We start from the raw sequence: 26765 nt of genomic DNA, 5'->3' as shown, positions 1-26765 counted from the left end.
GGGAGCCCCGCGAGTCACGACGTGGATTTCATGGTGGGCGGTTCGTCGGCTTGGTCGTGGCCGTCGTGCTGGGTTGTGTTCGCGGCTCGGAGCATGGCGGCGATCAGGATGGCTCCGCCTGCCGTTACGAGAGCGCTGACCATCGCGGCGATCCGCATCTCGTGGGTGAAGGCGTGGAAGGCCACGCTCCGCAACGCTTCCGCGGTCTGGTGCGGTAGCGCCAGTGCGGTGTCGACTGCTCCGCCCAGAGTTTCCTCCGCTGCCGCCAGTTGCGGGGGGTTGAGGCCGGCGGGGGCCTGGGACGCGAGTTGTGAGCGGTAGACGGCGGTGCCGATGCTGCCCAGGACCGCGATCCCCAGCGCGCCGCCGAATTCGGCGGAGGTCTCCGCCAGCGCGGAGGCGGCACCGGCCCGCTCCGGCGGTGCGGCGGACAAGATCACCTCGGTGACGACGGCGGCCACGCCGCCGATGCCGAGCGAGACCACGGTCAGGGCACCGACCAGATAGCCGATGCCCGAGTCGGTGCGGATCAGGGCCAGCCCGATGTATCCGGCGGTCGCCACCACCAGGCCGGCGACCATCACGGCGGGCTTGCCGATCCGGTGCGCCATCGCGGTGGCCAGGGCGATACCCGCGGGCATCACGAGGAACGTGGGCAGCGACCACAAAGCGGACTCGAAGGGGCTCATGCCGAGCACCAGCTGCATGAACTGCCAGTTGAACAGCGAAAAGCCGATCATGGCGAAGGTGTCCAGTGCGTTGATGAGCAGTGGCACGGTGAAACGGCGAGTGCGGAAGAGCGCGAGGTCGATCATCGGGTTCACGGTCGTGCGCTGGCGATGGATGAACAACGCGCCCACGGCGAGGCCGGCGAGGACACTGACGGCCGGGGTCCAACCGAAGCCGTGCTCGGCCATCAGTTTGATGCCATAGATCACCGCGAGGATGGCGACCAGGGACAACAGGGCACCGAGCAGATCGAACCGGCCTGGCCTGGAGTCGCGGTACTCGGGCAGCAGCACCGGCCCCAGTGTCAGCAGCAGGATCATGACGGGGACGTTGACGAGGAAGACCGAGCCCCACCAGAAGTGCTCCAGCAGCAGACCGCCGATGATGGGTCCGATGACGGCGCCGCCCGCGAAGCCGGCCGTCCAGACGCCGACGGCGGTGGCTCGTTGCCGGTCGTCATGGAACATGTTCCGGATCAAGGAGAGGGTCGAGGGGGCCAGCGTGGCCCCGGCGATTCCCATGAGAGCGCGTGCCGCGATCAGCACTTCGGGGCTGGACGTGTAGGCGGACAGGACCGAGGCGATACCGAAGGCCGCGGCGCCGGTCAGGAGCACTCGCCGTCGTCCGATGCGGTCTCCGAGGGTGCCCATCGTGATCATCAGGCCGGCCAGCAGGAAGCCGTAGACGTCCATGATCCACAGGAGTTCGGAGCTGCTCGGCTGGAGGTCGGCCGTCAGGGAGGGGAGCGTGACGAACATGACGGACAGGTCCATGGACGCCAACACACAGGGCAGGACCAGGACGGCCAGTCCGGCCCACTGCCTGGTTCCGGCTCTCTTGCCTTCTTCGATCATTCCGTCGCTCCCGAGCTTATTTCGTCACGTTTTGCGTACTTAATACGCATGAACGCGTACAAGATACACATGCGGGCACGGGCGGCAGCAAACGAATTATTCGCGCGAGAAACACCTGTTCAGTGCGATGTGATCGATGTGGGATAGAATTTCGTCACAACCTCGTAGCTTGTGACGATAAGGGGCATGATGGCAGAGTCGTCGGCTTGTATGTCCTGCGGAAGGGCGCTGGAGCCCGCGGAACGGGGACGCCCGCGGCGCTACTGTTCCCGGGCCTGCCAGGCGCGGGCCTATCGGGCGCGCAGGACGGAAGAGCTGGTCGACGTCCCGGAGGAGAGCGGCACCGCTCCACATCTCACGATCGAGCGCATCGTGAGGGCGGGGATCGGGGTCGCGGACGCCGAAGGGCTTGACGCGCTGTCGATGCGGCGGGTCGCCACAGACCTTGGAGCGAGCACCATGGCCCTGTACCGGCACGTGACATCCAAGGACGAACTGGTGGCTCTGATGGTGGAGGCCGCGCTGGCCGACGCCCCGCTGCCCGACGTGCCGCCGCGTGACTGGCGGCACGGCCTCGAACGAGCCGCCTATCGCGATTGGGAGCTCTACCACCGCCACCCGTGGATCCTGTCGAAGGTCCTCGTGACGACCCGGATCCACTCCAGTCCGGCACTCGCGGCAGACAGCGAAGTTGCCTTCTCCTCCTTCGACGGACTCGGCCTCGACCCTGCCGACGCCTTCCGATACATGTTCACCTTCGCCTCCTACGTGCAGGGTGTGGCCCTGACCTACGTCAGCGATGTGGAGGCGGAACGACAGGCGCGGACCATCGCGCCGCGGTCGGCGCGCACCCGGGACGAGGAACGCCGCCGGATCTTCGACCATGGCGCGTACCCGCGGCTCGCCCCCGCGATGCGCGCGGGCGCCGACCCCTGGAACCTCGACGCCCTGTTCGCCGCGGGTCTCGACGGTGTCCTGGACGGCATCGCGGCCGACCTCGAACGGCGGCGAATCGAAGCCTCCGCTACGGCAGACGGCTCCGCCGCGCACCCCAGGACGTCCGCGGACGACCAGGCCGACCCCGCGAGCCGATAGGTCCCCACGCGACGACTCACCGAGCACTGTCCTCCGGGTTCAGAAGGAACTGGATCTCGTGGACGGATCCCGAAGGTGTCCACCGAGACTTCTATCGCGCCTCGCGGATACTGAAAGTCGTGATGCAGAAGCCGCCGTCCGCCGTCCGATCCGCGATCACGGTGCCCCTGGCGGACCGTCCTTTGACGACTCCGGTGACGTCGGCCAGGACGAACTTGGCGGTTCCGCCGGCCCTGGTGACCTCGACGCGGGAACCTAGCGGGAGAAGTGAGTCGATCTTGTCGTCCATGAACCGCTTCCGCGCCTCGCAGGCCGCCGCCACCGCACCCGCCCTGTCGCTCCCTGCGATCTTCGCGAGGAAGTTCATGACCACCTGAACACCCTCCGCGGGCGGCTTCGGAGCCGGGCGTACGGTCACGGTGACCCTCGGGCGGGTCGTGCGGCCGGCCGTGGTCCTGCTCGGGCTGCTCATCGGAGTGGAGGTTGTCGCCGGGCTGGAGGACGGGGCGGGCAACGAGATCCCGGCGCTCTTGCGGAGCAGGAACCCCGGGGCGGCGAAGCCGGTGACGCAGAAGGCGATCAAGGCGATAACCGCGACCAGGATCCCGAGGGCCACGCGGGGTTCGACGGTCGAGGGCGGGGTGTGCTGCTGGTCGGCCGGCCTTGGACAGGTCATCGGATTCACCTTTCGCGCGGATCTGAATTGGCGATCCGACGGAGCCTTCGGGGCGTGGGTTCCGAACCTTTCGGAGTCCTTACGGATCCGAGTAAACTGTTCCGTGGCAAGGAAAATCGTGCTTCGGGCAGTTTTGGTGATCTTCGCCGGGTGAATCTTCGATGGGCCTGCTTGCGAACAGTGACCACACCTCGGGATAGCGAACAGAGCGGGGCCTTCCTCGATCCTGGAAGCCGTTGCCAGTGAAATGTGTTCCGTAGCCGGGAAAGTCCGTTCGCGGGTGAGTTGTGAGACCGGACGGCCGCGGGGGGCTTGAACCGGTGCGTTCGCAGGGCGAGGTCAGTCGCAGGCGAGGTTGGACAGCAGCCGGCAGTGGTCACATCGGAAATCGAAATGATCGAGCAAGGGCTCGGCCAGCCGCCACCCGCGGTGGCAGGATGGGCAACTGAGTTGTTCCTCCCCGCGGCGGCGGCCGTGATACCGGAACAGGTAGTAGTAGGTGGGGTGTCCGGTGGACTCGGTGATCCGGTCGCAGATGTCGCGGCCGCGTCGGGTCAGGCTGCTGCGTAGACCGCTCATCTCGGTCAGGCCGGGGTATTCCAAGGTCGAGCAGTTCATTTGCAGCGTGTCGCACGCCTGGTAATCGGACTGCCAGGACATGACCAGGTTGTAGCTGGACGGGTCGGTCGGCGGGATCCGGTACAGCGGGACAGGGCCGAAGCAGTCCAGGCACCGTAGCGGCGACTCCACGTGCAGGTAGGTGGTCCAGAGCAGGTACCCGCCGGGTTCCCGGCAGGTGCACGGCTGCGCGCTTCCGGGATCCGGACCCAGGACCTCGACCAGCGGTGTGTCCAGCCCAGCTGGCGTGAGCCCGTCCAGGCCGCGACGGACCCACTGGTTGTGCAGTCGCGGCTCGAGGCTGACCGGCTCGGGCACCATCACCACGGCGCGGTACTCCGGGCCGGTATCGAAGACCGGCCAGTCCTGCCCGAGGATCTGGCCGTTCTGCCGCAGCGCGCCCAGCAGCCCGCTGATCGCGCCGGCCCGGGCGTCCTCGTCTGCGACGGGCAGCACGCTGACCTTCTTGAAGGTCAGCTGTATGACATGGACCATGGCAAGATCATCACACCGCTCCCCCGCCCGCGACCACCCGATTTCCGCTGTGGCCGTACATGGTGCAGGTGGCCCTACGGGTCATGCCCGCGGGGCGGACTTTCACCCTCGACGGCGTCCAGGGTGCGTCATCTCGGAAGCGGAGAGCGTTCTCCTGGTCAGCGATGACCGAGTTCGCGGAACCTCGTCGGTCCGGGGAAGCTGACGCTTTCGTAGCGGACCCATTTGCGTTTCCGGCCGCGGACCTCCTCGCAGGTGAGTTCGATGCGGAGGTACACCAGCCGAGGATTGCCGGGTTGAGCGCAGTCGATGACGAATTCGCGGGTCGTGTTCCGCACGAAGGTGTGAACCCGGTTCTCCGCGGCGACCGAGACTTCCTCGTGAGGCACCGAACTATCGGGGCGTACGGCCGTCAGTGTGACCCGGACCTGAGGGCCCTTGGTCATGGTGACCGCCACGGCCTTCTTGCCCGGTTTCGACGAAGTCCCCGGTTTCAGCTCGAATTCTGGACCGTCCGCTTCGTCTCGGACGGCGCGGGCGTCCTGCAGGGCGGCGTCGGCGATGTCCGCCTGTCTTTGCGTGGCGTGGGCCGAGGTTTCCGCGCTGTCGGCGGCCCGCCAAGCGGCGGACGCGGACTCCTTCGCCGATTCGGCTTGGTCCAGCGCAGCCTTCAGGGCGGCTTCCGCTGTCGCTACTTGCTTCTCCGTCGCTTTCCGTGCTTTGCGTGCTTCTGCCGCTTGCCAGGCGGTGATGCCCATCGCGACGAGAGAGACGCTCGCCGCGATCGTCGCCACGATCGTCTGTCCGTCCATCCCGGGCCTCCCTTCGGCGACGTTCGGGCACGCGCACCGCCGCTGTGCTCGGTAGGGTAGCCGTGGCGCGACGAGGTCCCCGCTCGGCTCTCGACCTACTCCTTGCGGCGGCTGACGGCCAAACCGACGGCGAACTTGATCTCGGTGGAGATCACGGCGGAGGTCTGGATGATGGCGCCTACCCCGATGGCGACGGCCGTGGCGGCGACGAAACTGCCGATCGCCCCGCCGTCACGGTCATCAGCGCGCTCCGCCTGCCGTATGCCAGGGCGCGGCTGATCGCGAACAGCACGGCGGGGCCCGGGATGAGTCATGTCCTCCGGCGAGGTCGAGGAACTCGCCGCCGCTGTGGCCATAGTGGACTTTCGTCGTGCCTCGGTGCCGCTGTCCGCTGCGTCGATACGCTCATGGTGAATGCCCGGTTCATTCGGGTGAAGCCAAAGAACACCTCTACGCGAGCCCTCTGAGAGTGGCTTAATGTCAGAGGTCGTTGACATCGTCGCGAAGGAGGACAAGCAGGCCGGCCGAGAGACGTGGAGGACTTGTGAGTCTGGACGATGATCATCGGGAGGTCTCCGAACCCCTCAAGTTCCCCATGCCGTTCCAGGCGCGGGTGAACCCTCACTTGGACATGTTGCTCCAGCGGTCGGAATCCTGGGCCCGGGCCATGGGAATGCTCAGCGGCGGTGGGCATCCCGACGACTGGGCGGTCTGGGACGACTTGTCGGTGTTCCACACGATCGCCGCACCTGAGCTGACTGCTTATTGCTGGCCTGTCGCGCCGCCTCGTGCAGCTGCGCTGCTCCACGACATCATGGTCTGGTACTTCGCGTTCGACGATCATTTCCAGTGCCGGTACAAGGTCACGAGGGATACCGACGGTGCACGAGAGCATATCGAACGCCTGCCGACCTTCATGCCGCTGACGCCGGATGAACCCGTTCCCTCGCCGAGGAACGCCGTGGAGGAAGGGCTGGCAGACCTGTGGCCCCGGCTCATCGAGTCGCGACCGGCACGCTGGCGTAGAGACTGGAAGGACGGGATAACCCGGTTCTGCGCCGGTGCGATCCAGGAGATGGTCCACCTCGCGACGGGCAGGGTCCTCGACCTCGTGGAATATGTACAGCTGAGGAGAGAGACCTTCGGCTCGTACACCGCGGCGTTCTATGTGGACATTTCCACCGGTGTGACGATTCCCGAGAAGATCAGGAACAGCCGGGAGATCCAGGTCCTGCTCGATTCCTTTATGGATTACATGGCCCTGAGCAACGATATCTTCTCGTACGAACGGGAAATCGACGACGAGGGATGTGCGACCAACCTGGTCTTGAGCGTCCAGAATCTACTGGGCGGTCCCTTGCCGCAGGCCGTGAGTATCGCCAACGACCTCGTCAGCGCGCGCTTGCGCCAGTTCGAATACACGCTGGACGTGGAACTTCCCGAAGCTGCCGCACGGCTGAAGCTGAATGACGCCGAACGTGCCGATCTCGCTGCCTGGGTGGAAGGTGCGAGTGACTACTTGTCCGGCATACTCGCGTGGCACGTCAAAGCGGCACGTTATCGAGCCCGGGTCCCTCTGTCGCGCGGCGAGCGGACCTGAGGGGGAGCGGGGCTGACCACGGCTGACAGACTGCGGGGATGATCGTCGGATACGTCCTCGCGCTGCTGGCCGCGCTGGCCTCGGGTGCCGGCTCGGTGCTGGAGTCGATCGGTGTCCGTCGCGCGGGCGCCTATGGCGGCAGCGCGCTGGACCTGGTGCACCTGCGGCGCCAATGGGTCTACTTCCTGGGCATCGGCGTCGACCTGGTCGGCTTCACCGCCGCGGCGGCCGCGTTGCATCGGCTGCCGCTGTTCCTGGTCCAGTCGGTGCTGGCGTTCAGCGTCGGCGTGACCGCCACGATCTCGGCGTTCATGGGCACGCGCCTGGCGGCGCCGGGCTGGGTCGCGCTGGGAGTCGGGGCGATCGGGCTGATCCTGCTGGGCCTGTCGGCGCAGCCAGGGCCGGCCAAGGTGCTCCCGTCGGCTTGGCGCTGGGTCCTGCCCGCGATGGCGCTGGTCGTGGGGGCGATCGCGTGGTACGTCAGGCGGTTCGACCGACCGTGGGCCGCGCAGGTGCTCGGCTTCGCGACAGGTGTCGGCTTCAGTGTCGTCGGTATTTCGGCGCGCACCCTGGACGTCTCGTCGTCGGGCTGGGCGATCCTGGTGGAACCGGCCGTGTGGGCGATGATCCTGAACGGCCTGGCCGCGGCGGTCTCGTTCGCACTGGCCCTGCAGAAGGGCGGCGCGACGGCGGTCAACGCGATCATGTTCACCACGAACACGGCGTTGTCCTCGGTCATCGGCCTGGTCTTCCTCGACGACAGGGTTCGCGACGGCTTCGCCGCCTTCACCATCGTGGGCCTGATCCTGGCCATGTCGGGCGCGATCGTCACCGCCCACTTCGCCACGCAGGCCAAGGAACCCGTCCGTGCCACCGTGGCGGCTTCGTAGCCGAGAGTGCCCGTGCTTTCGGCAGGGAGAGCACGGGCACCTCTCTCGTCAGCAGAACACTTCGGTGAGCAGCTTGCGGAGCGCCTCGTCGGCGTCGCCGCCGGTCGGCGCGCTGGTGACCGAGAGCTCCAGCCGCTTGGTGGTGTCGGGCGTGGTCAGCAGCTGCGAGGAGTAACCGGGGATGCCTCCGCCGTGACCCCAGACCTTGCTCCCGCACGGCAGGGTCTCCACCTGCAGGCCCAGGCCGTACCCGGGGCTGACCGCGGTGGTCCTGGTGATCTCCTGTTGTTGCGCGGGCTTGAGCAGCCTGCCGCTCGCCAGCGCGACGCCGAACGTGTCCAGGTCCCGGGTCGTGGAGATCATCTCGCCCGCGGCCCAGGCGACCGACGGGTTGATGCGGGTGATGTCGTTCGGCTTGCCCGCCACGGTCACGTAGCCGTGGGCGTGTGGCCCCGTGATGTCGACGTCGTCGCCGGGAAGTTCGGTGTCACTCAGGCGCAGCGGCTTCAGGATCCGCTGCTCGACGGCCTTCTCGTACGGCCGGCCGGTCAGCTTCTCCACCAGCAGGCCCGCGACCACGTAGTTGGTGTTGGAGTAGCTCCACCGGGTGCCGGGGTCGAAGTCGAGCGGCTTGCCGGTGGCGATCTTGAGCAACTCCTCGGGCGTCCAGTGCTTGAAGCGGATCGGCTCGAACTCGTCCGGCCTGAGCGGCAGGGCTTGGGTGTAGTTGTAGAGGCCGCTGGTGTGCTGCAGGATCTGGCGCACGGTGATGCGGCCGTCGACCAGGCCGGGCAGGTAGCGGACGACCGGCGCGTCCAGGGCGACCTTGCCTTCGCCCGAGAGTTGCAGCAGCACCGTCGACACGAAGGTCTTGGTGATGCTGCCGATACGGAACCGGCCGTTCTCCGGCACCGGGCGGTTCGAACCCAGTTCCGCCTTGCCGGAGCGCGCGGTGAACCGTTGGCGACCGTCGGTCACCCTGGCCTGCACGCCGAGGGCCGCGCCGCTCGCGGTGATCTGGTCCAGCGCCTCCTGCACGACGTCGCGGTCGGCGCTGGTGTCGGCGAGCGCGGTGCCCGTGGTGGTGATCAGGCCGGCCACGGTGAGCGCGGCCACGAGCTGGAGCTTCTTCAAAGGGCGTGAAAATCTTCGGTGCATGATGAGGTGAATCTCCCCTCGGATTCCGGATTTCCCCTGCCGACGCTAGCCGCGGGTGATCAGCGGGCGCCGTAACGGAAAAACACAACCACTCGAACAGAGCAGTACACCCGGCGATCGCATCCCGATTCGGTTCGCGGTTCTCAGTCCAAGCGGCGGTCGTCGCGCGTCTTCTTGTTGAGCGAGCTGCCGACGTAGATCAATCCGCCGGCCAGGACCACGATATCGTCGAAGTAGATCGGGTCCGGCAAGAGATCGAACGGGAAAACCGTATAGACCAGAGAAAGCCAATAGGCGATCTTGGTGGGCACCGGCGTGTCCGGCCGGTGGACCTGACGGTGTTTCCGGACCAGCTTGATCACGAGGAAAAGTGCGGCCAAGACGAGGACGACGAGCACCACGATGGCCACGACGCCGAGTGTCGCCGGCAGGGAGTCCACGGATCTCCTCTCGTCGCAAGGTCGCGGCTGCCCGATGGTAGCCGTGTCAGGACGGGAAGGGGGGATATGCACAGAGATGCCTGGCGGGGACCGCCCGACGACATCTTGGGCCATCCCGTACCGATCGAGCAGTTCGTCGTCAGGACGGACGACACGGTCGTCGCGTTGCAGCACGTTCTCGCTTTTCGGGAGGGCTGTTGTTTCACCCTGCAGTCGGCCGTCCGGCGGGGTTCCTTGGACGAGGCGGCCTGGAGGGCGTTGACCGACAGACAGGCCACCAGAGGTTTCCCTCCCGAACCGACCGACATCGACCTGAAGTTCGGAGTCCGCTTTCCCGACGGCTCGAAGGCCAGTACGGTCGGCGACGTCCACCAAGGCTGGACGAATCCCGCCGCTCGGCCGGAGGTTCCCAGGCTCGTCGACGCGGGCAGCGGATTCAGCAGCGACGACCGGTATTACCAGAGCGAACAGCGCCTTTGGCTCTGGCCGCTCCCTCCGCCAGGTCCCTTCGAGTTCATCATCGAGTGGCGGAAAATGGGTATCGGCGCCACCGCGACGACGATCGACGGAAGAGCCATCGTCCGCTCCGCGCAACGGGCTCGCCCGTACTGGCCGTGATCTCCGGTCCCAAGGGCCGAAGAGATCACATCGAAGTGGCCGGACGGGGCGGCGGCGGCTGTTAGGGTCCGGCCATGCGGGTGTGGTGCTGTGGCCTGGTGGTGAGCGCGAGTGTGCTGCTCGGCGCGTGCGCCGGGGGCGGGCCGGGCGTGGGCCAGGTGGTCCCCGTGACCACCACGAAGGCCCCGAAGACGGTGGAGACAGGTCCCGTGAAGACGACGACGTCGCCGCCGGGAACCCCGACGACCACCACGACCCAGCAGACGCCGGGGACGACGCGGACCACGACGACTCATCGCGCCACGACGACCGCGAAGCGCCCGACGACTCCGCATCGGGCCCCCACTACCCGCAGACGCTAGTCAGGTCGAAGCGGGCAGTTCGGCAGCCGGGGGCGCCGCGTACGCCGGGCGGACGACAGCAGGATCCAGCGGCTCCTGGTACATCGAAGCGATCAGAGCCGCTCTCCGGGTGACGACGGCGCGCTGGTTGATGTAGCCCTTGTCGGTGATTTCACCGTGATCGAGACTGGGTGGTTCGGTGACCAGCAGCAGACGTTCGATCCGGGAGGCCGATCCGGCGCCCTGATTCAGCTCGGCCAGCTTGCGCGCCAGGTGCAGCCGCACGTCCGGATCTTCGTTGTGGCGTCCGGGCCGAAGCCAGCACAACGCCGAGACGGACGATCGGTCCGCTCCCACCACCACCGCGTCGGCCAGGATCCCGGTCGTGGCGAGCAAGGTCTCCCTGAGACGCCCGGGTGCGACCCACGTTCCGCTGGACAGCTTGAAATCCTCGGCGATACGGCCGTCGAACACCAAGCCTTGGCGAGGATCGTCGTCGTCGACGAGCCGGACAGCGTCACCGGAGCGATAGTATCCCTCGTCGTCGAACACGGTGTCGTTGTTCATGCCGACATAGCCCGCGGTCACCGAGGGGCTGAGCACTCTGATTTCCTGACGGGCACCGTGGGGTACGAGCTTGACCGAGACCCCGGGCAGCGGCACACCGATGCCGTCGCGGGCCGAGCCGTAGGTCGAAGTCGCGGCCGGTCCCGTTTCGGTCGCTCCCCAGGACGAGACCACGGGGATGTCGCGTCCGGTCGCCTTTTTCGCGAGCCGGTGAAGTCGGCCTCGGAGGCCGCCGTCGAGCGCGGCTCCGGCATAGAGGATCAGTTCGGCCGCACTGAAAACCTGTGACGCGAGTTCGTGGTCCTGCTCGAGCCGATGTACGAGCATGGCGTAGCCGGCCGGGACGTTGACACAAATGGTGGGAGGCGCGGACCGCAGTGCTTCCAGGGTGCGGTCGAAGAGATCCGGCGTCGGCTTCCCGTTGTCGATGAAGAGACTTCCGCCGTTGCGCAGCGCGAGATGCAGGTTGTGATTACCGCCGAATGTGTGGCTCCACGGCAGCCAATCGGTCAGCACCGGCGGGGTCCTTGCCACGAAGGGCCAGATCTGCCGGAGCATCTGCTGGTTGGCGGCCAGCATGGCGTGCGTGTTGAGCACGCCTTTGGGGACATCGGTGGATCCCGACGTGAAAAGGATCTTGGCGACGTCGTCACCGGTCACCGCCTGGAACGCCCGATCGACGTCGGCGGTCACGGTCGTCCGCAGCAGTTCATCGAGTGACTCGTGGCGTGGCCCGCGGGCATTGCGGGCCACCAGCTCGCGACAGGCCGGGCCGCGGACAGCGGTCACGGCGTCGAGCGCGGGGCCGAACAGCTCACCATCGTCGGCGAACACCAGGCCGGGCCGCACGAGTTCGGTGATCGCCCGCAGGCGAAGGTGGGTGTCCGACCGTACCGAGTACGCCACGCTCACCGGAACGATCGGTGCTCCGATGGTGTAGCACGCCAACGTGAGCAGGAGATGGTCGATCGTGTTCCCGGACAGGACGAGCAAAGGGCTCGTCCGTCCGAGACCACGATCGAGCAACGCCTGGGCCAGCGCGTCGACCCGCGTTCTCGCCTCGCCATACGTGACGGGAAGCCAGTCACCGGACGGACCGCGTTCGGCCGCCAGGACTTGGTGAGGCGTCTCGCGTGCCCAGGTGCGGAGCGGATCGGCGAGCGAGCGCGGGTAGGGCCCGAGCGGCTCGGTGGAACGAAGGATCCGTACGCCGTCCGCCCCGTTCTCGCACGTGATCGCCGGCTCCGCGAAGACTTCTTTCATGGCATGGGATCGATGGTCAGTTCGCCGGATTTGATGAGGGCGGTGACCTGCTCGATGTCCTCGTCGAGCGCGCGGTCACGGTCGAGAAACGGGGACACCGCGCGAATCTGGTGGTAGACGGCGAGCGTCGGGCTGCTGAGGTAGTCGAGCCCGCGGAGGTCGGCCGCCTGGCACAGGGCGATCAGCTGGATCGCGGCGATCTGCTGCACGAGTTCGACGACGGAGCGCGCGTCACGGGCAGCGATGGTGCTCATGCTGACCTTGTCCTGGTTGTGCGCTTCGGTCGACCGGGAGAACGACGTCGCCGGCATCGTCCACTTGAGGGCTTCCGCCGCCAGCGCGGACGCGGTGATCTGCATTCCCTTGAACCCGTGGAAAAGGCCGGCTTCGAAATTGTCGTGGGCGAGCCGCGGGATCAGGTTGGGGGTCAGCCCGTTGTTGAACTTCTCGTCGACGATCAGTTCGAGTTGGCGATCCAGGAGGTCGCCGACGCTGGCCACGGCCGTCTTCACCGAGTCCATCGCCTGGCTGACGTGTCCACCGTAAAAGTTCCCCCCATTGTGGACGGTGCCGGAAGCCGTGTCGAACAAGGGATTGTCGTTGGACGAGTTGACCTCCACGGTGAGCCACTTGCGTGCCCAGCCGACCGTGTCCCGTGCCACCCCGATGACATGCGGGGCGCAGCGAATCGAATACCGGTCCTGGATCGGTTGTTCGAGTTCGCGGAAGTTCACATCGGGATGGATCGTGGGTTCGTCGATCGGCGCCACGGAGGAGAGCAACCGCCGGATGGCGCGTGCGCTGGTCATCATCCCGTCGTGCGGTTTCTGCAGAAACAGGAACTCCGCGAAGTGGCCAGGGTTTCCGGCGAGTACCTGACTCGCCATGGCGGTGCAGCACTCCGCGACCTCGGCGACACGCTCGGCGTCGTGCACGGCGAGCGCGGCGTACGCCGAAGAGAAAGACGTTCCGTTCACCAGCGCGAGGCCTTCCTTGGCCTCCAGGGTGAGCGGCTGGATCCCGCACTCTCGCAACGCGTCCGCCGCTTGCTTGAGGACACCTCGATGGGACACGGTGCCCTGTCCGGTGATCATGGCGGCCAGATAGCTGAGCGGGACCAGGTCGCCGCTGGCGCCTACCGAGCCACGCTCGGGAATACGCGGCAGGATCTCCGCGTTGAGGCAGTCCACAATGGTCTGGATGAGTTCCGGGCGCACCCCGGACGCACCGCGGGCGAGGCAATTGGCCCGGACGACCATCGTCGCCCGAGCTACTTCCGGGGTGGCGTACGGACCCACGCCGGTGGACAGGAAGCGGATCAGATTGTCCTGCAGCTGGGCGGTCTTGTGCTTCGAAACCTGGCGGGTGTTGCTGTCGCCGAATCCCGCGGTCACGCCGTAGATCGGCAGTCCGGACGTGACGAGCTCGTGCTTGAGGGCGTTGGATGCTTCGATGCGCCGCCGCGAATCCGCGGATAGCGCGAACACCTGCGTACCAGGAGATCGTGCGGCGAGTACGAGCTCGTCGATCGTCAGTTCGCGACCGTCGATGGAGATCTCGTCAAGTTGGTGCGAGGTGGTCAAAGACATGGGCCGGGCTCCTCCTAGTGCAATCCTGCGAGTATTACTCGGTCGCGTTGATGAGGGCGGCCGCGTTGCCGGGAGGCAGCTCGTTGGAGTGCATCCGCTGATGCACCTGCCCCAGCTCGTGGAATCCCACCGTCGTCGACAGACACGGGTCCAGGCGTTTCGCTCCCACCAGTTCGATCACCGCGCGGCACTGTTTGGCGTTGGCGAAATGCGATCCCTGGAGCCGCTTCTGGCGCATCCACAGGAACCGCAGGTCGATGTCGGCGTGGTAACCGGTGGTGGCGCCGCAGATCACGATCATGCCGCCGTTGTCACCGACGTACACCGAAGTGGGCAGCGTGTCCTTACCCGAATGTTCGAAGACGATACGCGGGTTGCGGCCCTCGCCGACGATGCTCCACAGAGTGGAACGGAACCTTTTGACCTCACTCATCCATGCTTTCGTCGCGGCGGCGTCCGCCGCGTCCGGGATCGGGCCCCAGTGAGTGAAATCATTGCGATTGATCACGCCGGCGGCGCCGAGTGCCTTGCAGTAATCCGCCCTGGATTCCGTGGATACCACCGCGACCGGTATACCCCCGAAAAGGCGGACGATCTGAATGGCCATCGAACCGAGTCCGCCGGCGCCACCCCAGATGAGGACGACGTCGCCCGGCTGGACCGTATGGGGCTGCCAGCCGCAGAGCTGCCGGTACGCCGTCGCCGCCGAGACCATGAAGCACGCCGCCTCCGGCCACGAAAGCTGGACAGGCTTGGGATGGCACTGGTACTCGTCGACCAGGGCGAATTGCGCGAACGAACCATAGTTCGATTCGTAGCCCCAGGCTTTCTGGGTCACCGAGGCGATCGGATCGACACCCATTCGGATGTCCGCCGCACGCTCGTCCCATTGGCAGCCTGAAACGACGACCTCGTCGCCGACCTTGACCTGGCGGACACCGTCACCGACCGCCCACACGATGCCCGCCGCGTCCGAGCCGCCGATGTGGAAGTCTTCCGGCGCACCGTGCCGTTGCCGCATCGCGATGACGTCCAGCGGTTTGCCGAGGGCGGCCCACACGTTGTTGTAGTTGATCCCCGCGGCCATCACGAAGACGAGGACTTGACCGTATCCGGGCCGCGGGGTCGGCAGAACCTCGTGCTGAAACGCTTGGTCCGGTTGGCCGTAGCGGTCTTGGCGGATTACCTGCGCATGCATCTGATCCGGGACATAACCCACGGGAGGGAGTTCCCCGATATCGTAGAGATTTTTTCCCATTGAGGCACTTTCCTGCGATCGTGAGGAGGGAATTCAACGGCAATACACTCGATTAGCGGCCTCTGTGCAAGTAGCCCCCAAGGTCAACTATTCGCTGTGCTGATCGCTTCGCGCCGCTCCCCGGTATTCCGCGCGTGCCCGGGTCGGTCGGGCGGGTGCCGAACATGACGCCGTCGAGCAGGAATTCAGCCATGGTGCTGAGCCTCCGTGTTCGTCCGGCAGTGAGGTTTCGCGGAGAAATGACTCTCGGGAAGTCGCGGGTATGGTGCCGGAAAGAAGATTCCCGCGTCGGTGCGTCCGGGTTTCCCAGGATGTCCGTCGCGCGAGGGGACCGTCAACCCCTAGCGATGCCCCTAAGGCACCCAGTACCGCGACCGGATACCAGCGGTAACACCGGTTGTCAGCGGCGAATCGAGTGTTTCGCGACGAATAGGGGTCAGTTGGTGGCGGCTAGGGGCTGCTTTCCCGTCGAGGCCCTCAGTAGCGTGCGGACGACAAACTATCGTCGTGCCGCCGTGCGCGAAGACGGCTCGGATGTTCGCGTGTTTCCGTGACACGTTCGGCAATCCCACCCGTGCCGCGAGACGGGGTGAAACAGGGGGAGAGTGCGATGCGTTGGCGGCTGTGTCTTCTTGGGACGGTCTTCCTTGTCGGCCTGGCGGGGATGCCACCCGTCACGGCCGACGCGACTACTCGCTGGCCGTCGGTCACGCAGCAGGTGCGCGGCGTGACCGAACCGGTGGACCTGCTGGTCGACAAGTGGGGTGTACCGCACATCTACGCGCGGAACACCCCGGATGTGTTCCTGGCACAGGGTTTCGGCGCCGCCCGCGATCGAATCTTCCAGATGGACCTGTGGCGGCGCAAGGGTTTGGGCCTGCTTTCCGAAGTACTCGGCGAATCGTTCGCGGAGCAGGACAGGGCCGCCCGGCTGTTCCTCTACCGCAAGGACATGACGCAGGAGTGGGCCAAATACGGTCCGGAGGGCAAGCTCGCCGCGACGCGGTTCGCCGAGGGCGTCAACGCCTATGTGGACTTCCTGGCCGCCAATCCGGCCGCGCTGCCCGAGGAGTTCCGGAAACTGGGCTATTCCCCGGCCCGCTGGAGCGCCGAGGACGTGGTGCGGATCCGCGCGCACGGGCTCAGCCAGAACCTCAGAAGCGAGGTGTCGCGCGCGAAGATCGCCTGTGCCGGCGGGATCGAGGCCGATCGGTACCGGGTCCGGCTCGAACCCGCGCACAGCCCGCCGGTTCCGGCCGGGCTGGACCCGTGCGCGCTGCCCGACGATGTGACGCGGGTGTTCACCCTCGCTACGGGCGGGCTGGACTTCAGCGCGGGTGCGAACGTGGCCGACCCGCTCGTCGAGGCACCCGAGGGCAGCAACGCCTGGGTGGTCGGCACGAACCGGAGCAGCACCGGACGACCGGTGCTGGCTTCGGATCCGCACCGCGCCCTGCCGGCGCCCGCGTTGCGGTACGTGTCCCATCTGAACGCGCCAGGGCTCGACGTGATCGGCGCCGGTGAGCCGTTCGCACCCGGGATCTCGCTGGGGCACAACGAGGTCTCCGGGTTCAGCCTGACGATCTCGGCGATGGACCAGGAAGATCTCTACGTCTACGAACTCGATCCCGCCGATCCGAGCCGGTACCGCTACGGCGGCGGCTGGGAGAAGTTCACCACCGTCACCGAGCGGATTCCGCTGCGCGAGGGGGGTGCCAGGGAGGTCGTGCTCCAGTTCACCCGGCACGGTCCGGTGATCAAGACGGACACCGCCGGCAACCGTGCCTACGCCGTGCGTGCCGCCTGGCTGGAGCCGGGGATGTCGCCCTATTACGGCAGCCTGAAGCATCTGCGTGCCAAGAACTTCGGCGAGTTCAAGCAGTCGGTGGACACCTGGGGCGCGCCCGGGCTTAACCACGTGTACGCGAACACGTCCGGGGAGATCGGCATGGCCGTCGGCGGACTCGCGCCGCGGCGCACCGGGTACGACGGACTCCTCCCGGTGCCGGGGGACGGGCGATACGACTGGAACGGCTTCATACCAGCCTCGGAACTGCCACGCGTCCACAATCCCGCGAACGGACTCGTCGTCACCGCCAACGAGTACAACGGGACGACGCCGGGGGTGGGCTACGAATGGAGCAATGCCGCGCGGTACCAGCGGATCAACGAGGTGCTCGGGTCGAAGCCGCGCAGCACACCGGCCGACTCCGCGACGCTGCAGAACGACCAGCTCTCCCTGCAGGCGCGGCGGCTCGTCACGCTGCTGCAGCCGTTGAGCAGTACCGATCCGGCGGTGGCCGAAGCGTTGTCGTTGCTGAAGAGCTGGAACGGGGTGCTGGACGCGGGGAGCGCACCCGCGATGCTGTTCGAGGTGTGGTTCATGTGGCACCTCGGGCCGAACTTCCTGTTCTCGGTGCTACCTCCGGCGGTGGCAGGCGCGATCTTCCTGCCGGACCAGGCGGTGCTGATGGACGCCATGGAGAACCCGGACCGGTACTTCGGTGCCGGTGGCGCAGCCGCCAGGGACCAGCTGCTGCTGAGGACCCTCGGTACCGCGCTGGCGGACGCCAAGCGGCGCGGCGGCGCGGATCCGGCCCAGTGGCAATGGGGCGGGCTGCACCAGGTGACGTTCGCGCATCCGCTGGCACCCAAGGTCGACCAGGCGACGGCCGCCCGGTGGAACGCGGGGCCGGTGCCGATCGGCGGGTCGTGGCATACGGTGAATTCCTCGGTCTACAGCCCGGTCGATTACCAGGGCCTGGCCGGACCCTCGTTCCGGATGGTGCTCGACGTCGGGAACTGGGACGCCGCGCAGATGATCAACGCGCCCGGGCAATCCGGTGACCCGAATTCGCCGGGCTACGAAGCGATGACCGAGAAATGGCGCACCGGCAAATACGTCCCGCTCGTCTACAGCCGCGAGGCGGTGGAGCGGAACACCGTCCTGAGTATCCGGCTGGTGCCGAAGCCCTGACGATCCCGCCCCCACGGACGGCAGCCCCGCACTACGGCTAAGTGCGGGGCTGCCTTGTGTGGTGAGAAGAGCTGTCAGGCGATACCCGCCAGCTCGGTGGGCAGGTCGGTGCGGCGGCTGACCTTGAGCTTGCGGTAGGTCTTGGTCAGATGCTGCTCGACCGTGCTCACGGTGACGCACAGCTTCCGGCTGATCTCCTGGTTGCTGTGGCCGAGCGCGGCGAGCACCGCCACCCGCCGTTCCGCCGTGCTCAGCGGCTCCAGCGGGTTGAACTCGTCCGCGACCTCGGCCGAGCCCGGCAGCGGTTTGCTGTGCACGATCAGCCTGCTGTGGAGCACGTTGGCGTGCGCGACCTTCGAGAGCTGGATCGCCCGCCTGGCGAACATCCTGGCCCGGTTCGTCTCGCCCAGCACCTGACCGGCCTGGCTCAGATCGGCGAGGGTGTAGGCCAGTTCGTACGGGTCACCACAGTGCTGGAGCAGGTCCACGGCCTCCTGCAGCAGCGGCACCCGCTTGCGGAGATTGTCGGTGGAGGCCAGCACCCGCAGCGCGACCGCCCTGATCCGCGGCCCCCGGCTGCCGGGCAGCTCCAGCTCCTCGGTGACGAGACGCTGAGCCACATCGCCGCGGCCGAGGCGGACGTACACCCTGGCCGCGTCGCTGCGCCACTGGGTGAGCGCGGGATAGTCCAGCCCCCATCGGCCTGCGCGGTCGCCTGCCATCTGGAAGTCGTCCAACGCGGCGTGCAGCCGGTCGGTCGCCAGGTGGTAGTGCCCGCGTGCCTGCAGGTACTGCAGCCAGAACCGGGTCTGGTGCGTCGTGCGCGGCATCATATGCGTGAGCTGCTCGGCCGCTTCGTCGAATTTGCCCATCATGGTGTTGGCCAGCACCAGATGCGCTCGCGGCGAACCGATCGCCACCCCCCAGCCCTGCGGCGGCATGATCTCCAGCGCCTTGAGCGCGTGGGCACGCGCCTCGGACGGGTTGCCCAGCTGGAGCGCGATCGCCGCGCGCAGATCGGTGAGGATCGCCCGCCAGGTGGTCGCGTTGCGGTTCTCCGCCTCGGCCAGCAACTCCTTGCACCACTCCGTGGCACGGTTGGGGCATTGGGCGTACAACAGCGTCTGCAGCGCCGACAACGCGCACTCGATGGGCATGTCGCTCATCCGCCAGCTCTGCAGCACCTGCTCGGCGTCGTGCACGCTGTCCGAGGTCGTGCCGTCCTTCAGCACGGTGAACAGGGTGCTGCCGGCGGCCTCGCCCCGATCCGCGAAGGCCGGGTCGACGGTGTCCTCCACCAGCCGCGGATGGAAGAACCGCAGCCACTGCACGGTCATCCGGTAGTCGGCGGTCAGTGCGGGGCCGGCGTCGGCGATCGTGTCCCGGAGACCAGCGAGCACTTCCTTGGCCTCGTCGGCGAAACCGTGCCAGGCCAGCCATCGGGCCAGCGGCGGCGCGTGCTCCCGTGCCAGCAGTCCGTGCCGAAGGTCGGCCGTGAGCCGGCTGAGGTGCTGACCGGCCGCGGCCGGATCCACCAGCCACTGCACGCCTGCCAGCCGTACGGTCAGCTCCGCACGTTGCCGCTCGTCGGCGCAGGTGCGCCGCGCGAGGTCCAGATAGGACACGGCGGCCCGGAGATTCGCCTGGGCGACAGCCTGTTCCGCGGTGTCCCGCAGGAAGGTGGTCGCCCACGTCTCGCCGGACTCTCCCGAAGCGGCGATGTAGGCCGCGACCTCGGCCGCCTCGGCGCCCTCGTCGTGCAGCAGCTTGGCCGTGCGCAGGTACAGGGCCGTGTGCTCCTGGCGATCGAGGTCGGCCAGCACCGCGTTCCTCGCCGCCGGGTCACGGAACCGGCCGTCCACGGTCAGCCCGCCGCCGTCCACAAGGGAGAGGAGGTCGGCGACGTGTGACGGGTACATGTCCGTCACCTTGGCCACGTTGGCTGTCGTGGCGAGTTCGTCGAGCACGGCCACCGCCCGCAGCACGCGAGCGGCGTCGGGATCGGCGCGGTGACAGTAGGACAGCACCGCCTGCCGGTAGTTCTCGCCGGTGACCGGGGCCGACGGTGGGGTCTGGTCGTTTCCGGCCGTCGCGGTGGCGGCCAGCCAGTCCTCCGCCAGCGCGCACACCAGCATCGGATTGCCGCCGGTCAGTTCCGCGCAGGCGGTGACGAAGGATTCGGCGGGAATACCGTCCAGCCGTTCGGCCAGCAGTTCGCCGACTCCGGTGGCGGACAGCGACTGGAGCCGGACGTGCCGCGAATGCGGCTGGCGCATGACCTCGGTCCGGAGCCGTGCCGAGCCCTCGCCGGTTCGTTCCGCGAGGACCATCAGAACCCGGGCGGACCGGATCCGCCGCTGGAGATGAAGCAGGGTGTCGGTGGACGATCGGTCCGCGAAATGCGCGTCGTCCACGGTGATCACTACTGGCCGTTCCTTGGCCATTTCGAGCACGAGCGCGCAGATCTCCTGCGCGAGCAACAGGGTCGTCTGATCGAAGGCCGGCGGGTCTTGGTCGGGCTGCCTGCTGGTGGGCAGGCCGGCCGAAAGCAGGTACTCCGCTTTCGCCGCGACGTCTTCGGGCACGGCCGCGTTGCGGAACAGCTGTCCGACCACACCCATTCGGAGCGTCTGCTCCACCGGCGAGGCCGTCGCGCTGAGGACTAGCGCACCGGAGTTGATCGCCTGGTCGTTGAGTCGTTCCAGCAGCTCGGTCTTACCGCTGGCCACGCCACCGGAGACGAGACAGGCTCGACCCCGGCCGCCGTTTTCGAACACTTTGTTCAGCTGGTCAGAAAAGACATCTCTTTCTGCGATGGACATAGTTAACCCCCCATAGGGCTTTTGTGACATCACCGTTCCATTGACTCAGCGTCAATTCCCCAGAATCCACGTGTGAGTGAAGTTACCGTACCACCTGATCGGGTGTAACGGTGACAGTTCCCACCGGGACCGATCTCAGGGTAGCGGTGAGCGGAGCGCTGCTTCTTCAGGCGAGTTCACCTGAATGGAGCTGCGGGAACGGCGTTTATGGGGAGGGGCGAGTAGGGGGTCCTATCAGAATAGGGGTTGAGTGGGGTCGTTCTTTCCGCATGCGGGCATGACGGTACCGCCACTCGTCCCGACTCTAGTCGGTTGGTTAGTGGCCAACTGGCCTGCGGGTCACGCCGCAGCCAAGGATTAACGAGGCTTTTACCTCCTCAGTCTGAGATCAGGTGACCACCTTCGAGGTCTGCGCGCCGGTGGGCGCCGGGGACCAGGAGCCATAGGTGACCGCGCGTAGCAGCCATTCGACCGGGCCGTAACGGAACAGCCGCAGCCACAGCTTGCTCACCACGAGCTGGACGACGAACAGGCCGAGGGTCAGCAGGAGCACGGTGCCCGGCCGCAGCTTGCCGATCAGTCCGGCGCCGAGGCCGGTGAAGATCAGGGCGCAGACGAGCGACTGGGTGAGGTAGTTGGTCAGGGCCATCCGGCCGCCGGCGGCCAGGAAACCGGTCGGTATCTTCAGGCGCGGCGACTGAAAGACCCGCAGGGCCGTGGCCACATAAGCAGCGGTCAGCAGGGGTGCGGTGGCATAACCGACCGCGGTGGCCAGTGTGTCGTGGGTGCCGCCGAAGCTGGCGAAGATCAGCGCTCCGGAGAGCCCGATCGGCAGGCCGACCCACTGGAGCAACCGCAGTGCCTGCCCGTGTGCGCTCGGGTCCGCCAGCGCCCGGCGCTTGCCCAGTGCCAGCCCGATCAGGAAGGAGGCGAGGGCGAGCGGGCCCTGCACGGCGAGCGTGCCGAGGCTCCACGGCAGCGTCTTGAGGTGTTCGGACAGCACTTGGCCGGCGCTACCGCGCAGTGCTTCGGTGGATCGGGCGCCCTCGATGAGCGCCGACGCCGGGTCCGTGGCGATCGCGCCGGACAGGCCGACCAGCACCATCGCGATCGTGGTGGCGACGGTCAGCAGACCCGCGATCACCATCGCTGTCCGTGGGCGAATGTTACGGACAGCGAGCAAAATCAGACCGAGAACGGCGTATGTCGCCAATATGTCACCGGGGAACAGCAGTACGGCGTGCGCGATGCCGAGGGCGAACAGGGCCGCGAGCCGCCTGAGGAAGGCGGGCTTGAAGGGGTTACCCCTACGCTCGGCCGAATCCATCTGCAGGGTGAAGCTGTATCCGAAAAGGAACGAGAAAAGCAGATAGAACTTCATCGTGAACAAAAAGAAGATTGTCCACTCGACCGCGTCGTCCAGCCAGGAATTTAATGTCGGGTCCGCGATTCCGGTGAAGGCGTAACCGGAGGAGAACAAGGCCATGTTCACGGCGAGCATGCCCAGCAGGGCGAACCCGCGGAGCGCGTCCACGTGTATCAGGCGGGTGCCGCCTGAGCCTGTCGCGCCGCCGTTGTTCATGAGATGCACACCTGTTTGAGCTTGTCGATGTTGCGGACGGTGTCCCGGACCCAGGTGGCGAACGTCTCGACCGTCTCGCGCTTGTTCCGCTGGGACTTGGCGTACTGGTCGGCGAGTCCGCCGACGGCCCCGCCGACCTCCTTGTCGGTGACCTTTCCGGCCAGATCGCGCAGCCGGTTCGCCCGGCTCTGGAGCTCGTCGGCGTCCCGCTCACGGTTCTTGTAGTCCGGCACCATGGCGGCCAGGTTGAGCGCCTGCACGCACGCCTTCGCCTTGCTGGTCGTGGCGTTGGCCTGGTCGGTCTCTTTGCAACCGCTTGCCAAGACAAGCAACGTGACCAGCAGTAATGAGCACTTCCGAGCCATTCGCGCGGTCATCTGCACCCTCCGCCGTAGCCGGAAAATCGGACATAATGATCTGATTGCACCGATGCTATTGATCTCCGCATGTCCTGACGATCGGCGTAGAGAGGGATATCGGCCTCATCAAAAGGGAGGAGGCGACTGCCGAGCCTGGTACCGATTGACGAGGGTGTGCGGCGGCGGGCTGTGCTCCAATCGAGCGGTGCGAGAAGCGACGACGGCCCCTGTGACGACCGACGACGCCTCGGCCCCGCTGGAGATCTCCGGGCTGCGGAAAGTGTTCGGTGACAAGGTCGCGGTCGACTCGGCCGAGCTCACCGTCCGCCGCGGCTCGTTCTTCGGTCTGGTCGGGCCGAACGGCGCCGGAAAGACCACCACCCTGTCCATGGCCGTCGGCCTGCTGCGACCGGACGCCGGCTCGGTGCGGATCTTCGGTGTGGACGTGTGGCGTGAGCCTGCGAAGGCCAAGGCGTTGATCGGGGTGCTGCCGGACGGCCTGTCCGTGCCCGAGCGGCTCACCGGCCGTGAGCTGCTGGTCTACAGTGGCCTCCTTCGTGGCCTGGACCGGGAGACCGCCAACTCGCGGGCCGCCGAGCTGCTGCAGGTGATGGGGCTGGCCGAGGCCGAGCGGACGCTGATCGTGGACTACTCCGCGGGGATGCGGAAGAAGATCGGCCTGGCCAACGCGTTGCTGCACGCCCCGAAGCTGCTGGTGCTCGACGAGCCGTTCGAAGCGGTGGACCCGGTGTCGGCGGCCACCATCCGGATCATCCTCAACCGGTTCGTCGCCGCGGGCGGCGCGGTGGTGCTGTCCAGCCATGTGATGGCGCTGGTGGAGCTGATGTGCGACCACGTCGGCGTGATGGCGGACGGCAAGGTGGTCGCGGTCGGGCCGGTGGACGAGGTCCGGGGCGGCGAACAGGGTCTCGAGCAGGCGTTCGTCGCGCTGGTCGGCGGGCACACCGAAGGGGCGGAGGGGCTCGCGTGGCTGTCGTCCTGATCCGGATGCGCCTGCGGGTGCTGGCGCATTCCTTCCGGCCGGAGCAGGCGATCACCAGTATCGCCAAGCTGCTGCTCGGCCTGCTCGGCGCCGCGCTCACCATCGGGCTGGCGGCGGTCGGCCTCGACACCGACGAGATCACCGCGGACCTGCTCGGCCTGGTGTTCCTGGCCTGGTTCGTCGGCTGGATCATCGTGCCGCTGCTCTCCGGCGGCGGGGACGAGACCCTGCGCCCGGAGCATTTCGTGCTGTTCCCGATGACCTCCCGCCAGCTGGCGACCGGACTGCTCGGGGTCGCCTTCGTCGGTGGCGGAGCGCTGGTCACCCTCCTCGCCGGAGTCGCGCTGGTGGTGTTCGGCGCCGGTCTCGGCGCCGCCGCGACGCTGGTCGCCATTCCGGCACTGCTGCTGCAGACGGCGTTCTTCGTCCTCGCCTCCCGGGTGGTCCTCGCCGCCCTCGGCGCCGCGCTGAGGTCACGCCGTGGGCGGGATCTGGCGCTGCTGCTGGTCGCGGCGCTCTGCGTATGCGGCTTCCTGCTGCGGTACCCGATCCAGTCACTCGGCCCGGAGATCGTGCGCGGGAACGCGCCGGGGTTCTCCACGCTGCTGCACCTGCTGCCGTCGGGCTGGGGGATGGCGGCGGTCGAGGCGGCGGCACGGGCCGACTGGCCGATCGCGCTCGGCGCGCTGCTCGGACTCGCGGTGCTGATCGCGCTGCTCCTGCTCGCGTGGGCGCCGTTGATCGAACGCCGGATCACGGCCAGGGCCGCGACCGGCCGCAGCCGCCGGGCCGGATCCGACGGGCTGCTCGTCCGGCTGCTGCCGGCGACCCCGCTGGGCGGCGTCGTCCAGAAGGAACTGCTCACCTGGGGCCGCGACGCGCGTCGCCGGGCGGTCCTGGTCACTTCGCTGGCCGCGCTGCCGGGCGCGGTGGTGCCGGCGTTGAGCGGCGCCGAGCTGTTGCTGCCGTTCGCCGGGTTGTTCGTGCTGGGCCTCGCCTGCGCGGAGACTTCGAACCTCTACGGACTCGACGGTGGCGGTATGTGGCACACCCTGGTGGCGCCCGATTCCGCGCGGGCCGACGTCCGTGGCCGTCAGCTGGCGTGGGCGCTCGTGGTGGCGCCGTTCTGTATCGCGCTCACCGTGGGCTTCACCGTCTTCAGTGGACTGGACTGGGCTTGGCCGTGGGTGCTCGCGCTCCTGCCCGCGGGCATCGGTGGCTGCGCGGGCTCGGTGGTGCTGCTCTCGGTGATCGCCGCGTACCCGGTGCCGCAGAACTCCGACAGCAATCCGTTCACCTCGGGCACCAACCCGCACTACCTCCAGCTGGGCCTCGTCCCGCTGCTGCTCACCGCGATCGGACCGTCGACCGCACTGCTGATCCTGGGGTTGGCCGAGGGCCGCCCCGCGCTCAGCTGGCTGGCCGTGCCCGTCGGCGTGTGCGTCGGTGCGCTGATGTGGTGGCAGTGCGGCCGTCAGGCGTATCGCCGGCTCGAGCTCCGTGGCCCGGAGCTGTTCAAGGTGGTACGCCAGGGGGTGTGAAGGGGGCCTTGTGGTGCGACCGAGTCCTGTGGCGCGCGTCTACCTCTTCATCGTCGCGGGTTCGAGCCCGGTCGCCTAGGTTGATCAACACAGGATCAGGGACATGCCCCGGGACCCGGCGCACCCCCGAGCGTGGAGGATTTGGGACGTTCAACGTCCCAAATCCTCCACACTCGAACCCTCTCACCCTGAGTGACGCCTCACTGCCCGCTCAGCGGCAGGGTCCGCAGACCGCGGATCACCAGCGACCGGCGTACTTTCGGCTCGCCCGCCAGCTTCAGCTTCGGCATCCGGGCGGCGAGGGCCTGGAACGCCACCTCGCCCTCCAGCCGGGCCAGCGGCGCGCCGATGCAGTAGTGGATGCCGCTGGAGAAGGAAAGGTGGTCCGGGCCGTCCGTGCGGTTGAGGTCGAACCGGTCCGGTTCGGTGTAGACCTCGGGATCGCGGTTCGCCGCGCCGATCAGCAGCACCACCTGGGTGTCCGCGGGAATGACCGTGCCGTTCAGCTCGACATCCTCGTGCGGCAACCGTTGTGACTGCTGCACCGGCGACTCGTAGCGCAGTGTCTCTTCGACGGCTTTCGCCGCCAGGTCCGGGTTTTCGCGCAGTTGGTCCCACTGGTCGGGATGCCGCAGCAGCGCGAGCGTGCCGTTGCCGATCAGGTTCGCCGTGGTCTCGGACCCCGCGATGGCCAGCAGGCCGAAGATGTTGACCAGTTCCTCGGCGGTCAGCTTCTCCTCGGCCCTCGCCTGAACGAGACTGGTGGTCAGATCGTCACGGGGATCGGCCCGCCGCTGGTCGATCAGCTCGCCGAAAAGGACCGTGAGTTCCTGGATCGAGATACGCAGCTGCTTGGCGAACTTCACCGAGCTGACGCCGTCGAGCGTCGCGCCGATCACCGCGCCGTGGCGCAGGAAGTCCGTCCAGCGCTCTTCGCCGATGCCGAGCAACTGGCCGATCACGACCAGCGGCAGCCGGGTGGCGAACCCGGACATCAGGTCGAAAGTCTCTTCGCGCTCCAGCTCGTCGAGCAGCTCCTCGCAGGCGCGTTCGACGGCGGGCCGGAACCGCTCGATCGTGCGCGGGCCGAACGAGGGCGCGACCAAGCGGCGCAGCCTGCCGTGGTCCGGCGGGTCCAGCTCCAGGAAGGACACGTCCAGTTTCGGCGCGTCCTTGAGCCCACCGTTCATCAGTTTTCCGTCGGTGGTACGGATTCCGAAGCGTTTGTCGCGGAGGATCGAGTCGATCAGCGGATGGCTGGCGGTGAGCCACGGCCCGAGTTTGCTGCGGTGCAGCGGCCCGAGCTCCCGGACCCGTTGATGCACCGGGTACGGATTCTCCTGGCCGCGCAACAGATCCGCGAACGGATCGCCGAGCACCCCGCTGAGCCGGACCAGCGCCTTGGCGGCGAGCAGGGTCGTGCCCAGCCGGAGATCACCGACGCGGCTCTGGGTGGCGGTCACCATGGAAAGTCCTCT

Annotated in this window: 22 protein-coding genes; 7 read left to right on the top strand and 15 right to left on the bottom strand. The window is 67.4% G+C overall.

What is annotated here, in order from left to right; genetic code table 11:
* Nucleotides 1-14: 14 nt before the first annotated feature.
* Nucleotides 15-1583 carry an MFS transporter gene (locus SD37_RS26790; RefSeq protein WP_044849899.1) on the bottom strand — a complete coding sequence of 523 codons (1569 nt, stop codon included), beginning with the start codon at nt 1581-1583 and terminating at the stop codon, nt 15-17.
* Nucleotides 1584-1769: 186 nt separating this feature from the next.
* On the opposite strand from SD37_RS26790, the gene SD37_RS26785 reads away from it, so the two are divergent.
* Nucleotides 1770-2678 (top strand): TetR/AcrR family transcriptional regulator, encoded by a 909-nt coding sequence (locus SD37_RS26785; protein ID WP_201788849.1) that lies wholly within the window; start codon nt 1770-1772, stop codon nt 2676-2678.
* A gap of 91 nt (nt 2679-2769) precedes the next feature.
* Here SD37_RS26785 and SD37_RS26780 read toward each other — a convergent pair whose 3' ends face one another.
* The 4 genes from SD37_RS26780 to SD37_RS26765 all read right to left on the bottom strand — a co-directional run bounded on the left by SD37_RS26780 (nt 2770) and on the right by SD37_RS26765 (nt 5593).
* A complete protein-coding gene (locus SD37_RS26780; RefSeq protein ID WP_044849898.1) occupies nt 2770-3354 on the bottom strand; it encodes a hypothetical protein in 585 nt (194 codons plus the stop codon).
* A 339-nt stretch (nt 3355-3693) separates the two neighbouring features.
* On the bottom strand, nt 3694-4467 hold the full coding sequence (locus tag SD37_RS26775) for a DUF2310 family Zn-ribbon-containing protein (RefSeq protein WP_044849897.1): 774 nt from the start codon (nt 4465-4467) through the stop codon (nt 3694-3696).
* A 158-nt stretch (nt 4468-4625) separates the two neighbouring features.
* Nucleotides 4626-5279 (bottom strand): hypothetical protein, encoded by a 654-nt coding sequence (locus SD37_RS26770; RefSeq protein ID WP_044849896.1) that lies wholly within the window; start codon nt 5277-5279, stop codon nt 4626-4628.
* A 95-nt stretch (nt 5280-5374) separates the two neighbouring features.
* Nucleotides 5375-5593, bottom strand: coding sequence for a hypothetical protein (locus tag SD37_RS26765; protein ID WP_174567859.1), 219 nt, complete (start codon nt 5591-5593; stop codon nt 5375-5377).
* 230 nt (nt 5594-5823) lie between these two features.
* On the opposite strand from SD37_RS26765, the gene SD37_RS26760 reads away from it, so the two are divergent.
* Together SD37_RS26760 and SD37_RS26755 are read left to right on the top strand one after the other, a co-directional pair.
* Nucleotides 5824-6879, top strand: a complete 1056-nt coding sequence (locus SD37_RS26760) for a terpene synthase family protein (protein ID WP_044849894.1) — start codon at nt 5824-5826, stop codon at nt 6877-6879.
* Between the two features lie 38 nt (nt 6880-6917).
* Nucleotides 6918-7769: a hypothetical protein gene (locus SD37_RS26755; RefSeq protein WP_044849893.1), complete on the top strand. Its 852-nt coding sequence runs from the start codon at nt 6918-6920 to the stop codon at nt 7767-7769.
* Nucleotides 7770-7817: 48 nt separating this feature from the next.
* Here SD37_RS26755 and SD37_RS26750 read toward each other — a convergent pair whose 3' ends face one another.
* The gene (locus tag SD37_RS26750) at nt 7818-8927 is read right to left on the bottom strand and encodes a serine hydrolase domain-containing protein (RefSeq protein WP_044849892.1); all 1110 of its coding nucleotides are present in this window, start codon (nt 8925-8927) and stop codon (nt 7818-7820) included.
* A 143-nt stretch (nt 8928-9070) separates the two neighbouring features.
* Entirely contained in the window at nt 9071-9367 is a 297-nt protein-coding gene (locus tag SD37_RS26745; protein WP_044849891.1) for a YkvA family protein, read from the bottom strand.
* A gap of 66 nt (nt 9368-9433) precedes the next feature.
* Between SD37_RS26745 and SD37_RS26740 the strand changes: the two genes are divergently transcribed.
* Complete coding sequence (locus SD37_RS26740) at nt 9434-9985, top strand: hypothetical protein (RefSeq protein WP_044849890.1); 552 nt, start codon at nt 9434-9436, stop codon at nt 9983-9985.
* A gap of 61 nt (nt 9986-10046) precedes the next feature.
* Here SD37_RS26740 and SD37_RS26735 read toward each other — a convergent pair whose 3' ends face one another.
* The 4 genes from SD37_RS26735 to ccrA form a co-directional block, all read right to left on the bottom strand.
* Entirely contained in the window at nt 10047-10271 is a 225-nt protein-coding gene (locus tag SD37_RS26735; protein WP_044849889.1) for a hypothetical protein, read from the bottom strand.
* Nucleotides 10272-10347: 76 nt separating this feature from the next.
* Complete coding sequence (locus SD37_RS26730) at nt 10348-12156, bottom strand: feruloyl-CoA synthase (RefSeq protein ID WP_044849888.1); 1809 nt, start codon at nt 12154-12156, stop codon at nt 10348-10350.
* The gene (locus tag SD37_RS26725; protein WP_044849887.1) at nt 12153-13745 is read right to left on the bottom strand and encodes an HAL/PAL/TAL family ammonia-lyase; all 1593 of its coding nucleotides are present in this window, start codon (nt 13743-13745) and stop codon (nt 12153-12155) included. The genes SD37_RS26730 and SD37_RS26725 overlap by 4 nt, the downstream gene beginning before the upstream one ends.
* A 34-nt stretch (nt 13746-13779) precedes the next feature.
* Nucleotides 13780-15003, bottom strand: a complete 1224-nt coding sequence (gene ccrA, locus SD37_RS26720) for a crotonyl-CoA carboxylase/reductase (RefSeq protein WP_044849886.1) — start codon at nt 15001-15003, stop codon at nt 13780-13782.
* A 610-nt stretch (nt 15004-15613) separates the two neighbouring features.
* Between ccrA and SD37_RS26715 the strand changes: the two genes are divergently transcribed.
* Nucleotides 15614-17980, top strand: coding sequence for a penicillin acylase family protein (locus SD37_RS26715; protein ID WP_052674811.1), 2367 nt, complete (start codon nt 15614-15616; stop codon nt 17978-17980).
* A 74-nt stretch (nt 17981-18054) separates the two neighbouring features.
* Here the strand turns inward: SD37_RS26715 and SD37_RS26710 are convergent, their stop codons facing one another.
* From SD37_RS26710 to SD37_RS26700, 3 genes are all read right to left on the bottom strand, one after another.
* On the bottom strand, nt 18055-20802 hold the full coding sequence (locus SD37_RS26710) for a helix-turn-helix transcriptional regulator (protein WP_044849884.1): 2748 nt from the start codon (nt 20800-20802) through the stop codon (nt 18055-18057).
* Nucleotides 20803-21190: 388 nt separating this feature from the next.
* Nucleotides 21191-22384: a DUF418 domain-containing protein gene (locus SD37_RS26705; RefSeq protein WP_044849883.1), complete on the bottom strand. Its 1194-nt coding sequence runs from the start codon at nt 22382-22384 to the stop codon at nt 21191-21193.
* The gene (locus SD37_RS26700) at nt 22381-22707 is read right to left on the bottom strand and encodes a hypothetical protein (RefSeq protein WP_236725126.1); all 327 of its coding nucleotides are present in this window, start codon (nt 22705-22707) and stop codon (nt 22381-22383) included. Before SD37_RS26700 ends, SD37_RS26705 begins: the two co-directional genes overlap by 4 nt.
* A gap of 265 nt (nt 22708-22972) precedes the next feature.
* Between SD37_RS26700 and SD37_RS26695 the strand changes: the two genes are divergently transcribed.
* Nucleotides 22973-23746, top strand: a complete 774-nt coding sequence (locus SD37_RS26695; RefSeq protein ID WP_044849881.1) for an ABC transporter ATP-binding protein — start codon at nt 22973-22975, stop codon at nt 23744-23746.
* Entirely contained in the window at nt 23731-25287 is a 1557-nt protein-coding gene (locus SD37_RS26690) for a hypothetical protein (protein ID WP_145926736.1), read from the top strand. The genes SD37_RS26695 and SD37_RS26690 overlap by 16 nt, the downstream gene beginning before the upstream one ends.
* Before the next feature lie 200 nt (nt 25288-25487).
* On the opposite strand, the gene SD37_RS26685 is transcribed toward SD37_RS26690, so the two are convergent.
* Nucleotides 25488-26753 (bottom strand): cytochrome P450, encoded by a 1266-nt coding sequence (locus SD37_RS26685; protein ID WP_044849880.1) that lies wholly within the window; start codon nt 26751-26753, stop codon nt 25488-25490.
* Nucleotides 26754-26765: the final 12 nt, after the last annotated feature.

The organism is Amycolatopsis orientalis (assembly GCF_000943515.2).
In the GTDB taxonomy this organism is placed as follows: Bacteria; Actinomycetota; Actinomycetes; order Mycobacteriales; family Pseudonocardiaceae; genus Amycolatopsis; species Amycolatopsis orientalis.
The sequence above is the reverse complement of the archived record's forward strand: the minus strand, read 5'-3'. Positions and strand labels throughout refer to the sequence as shown.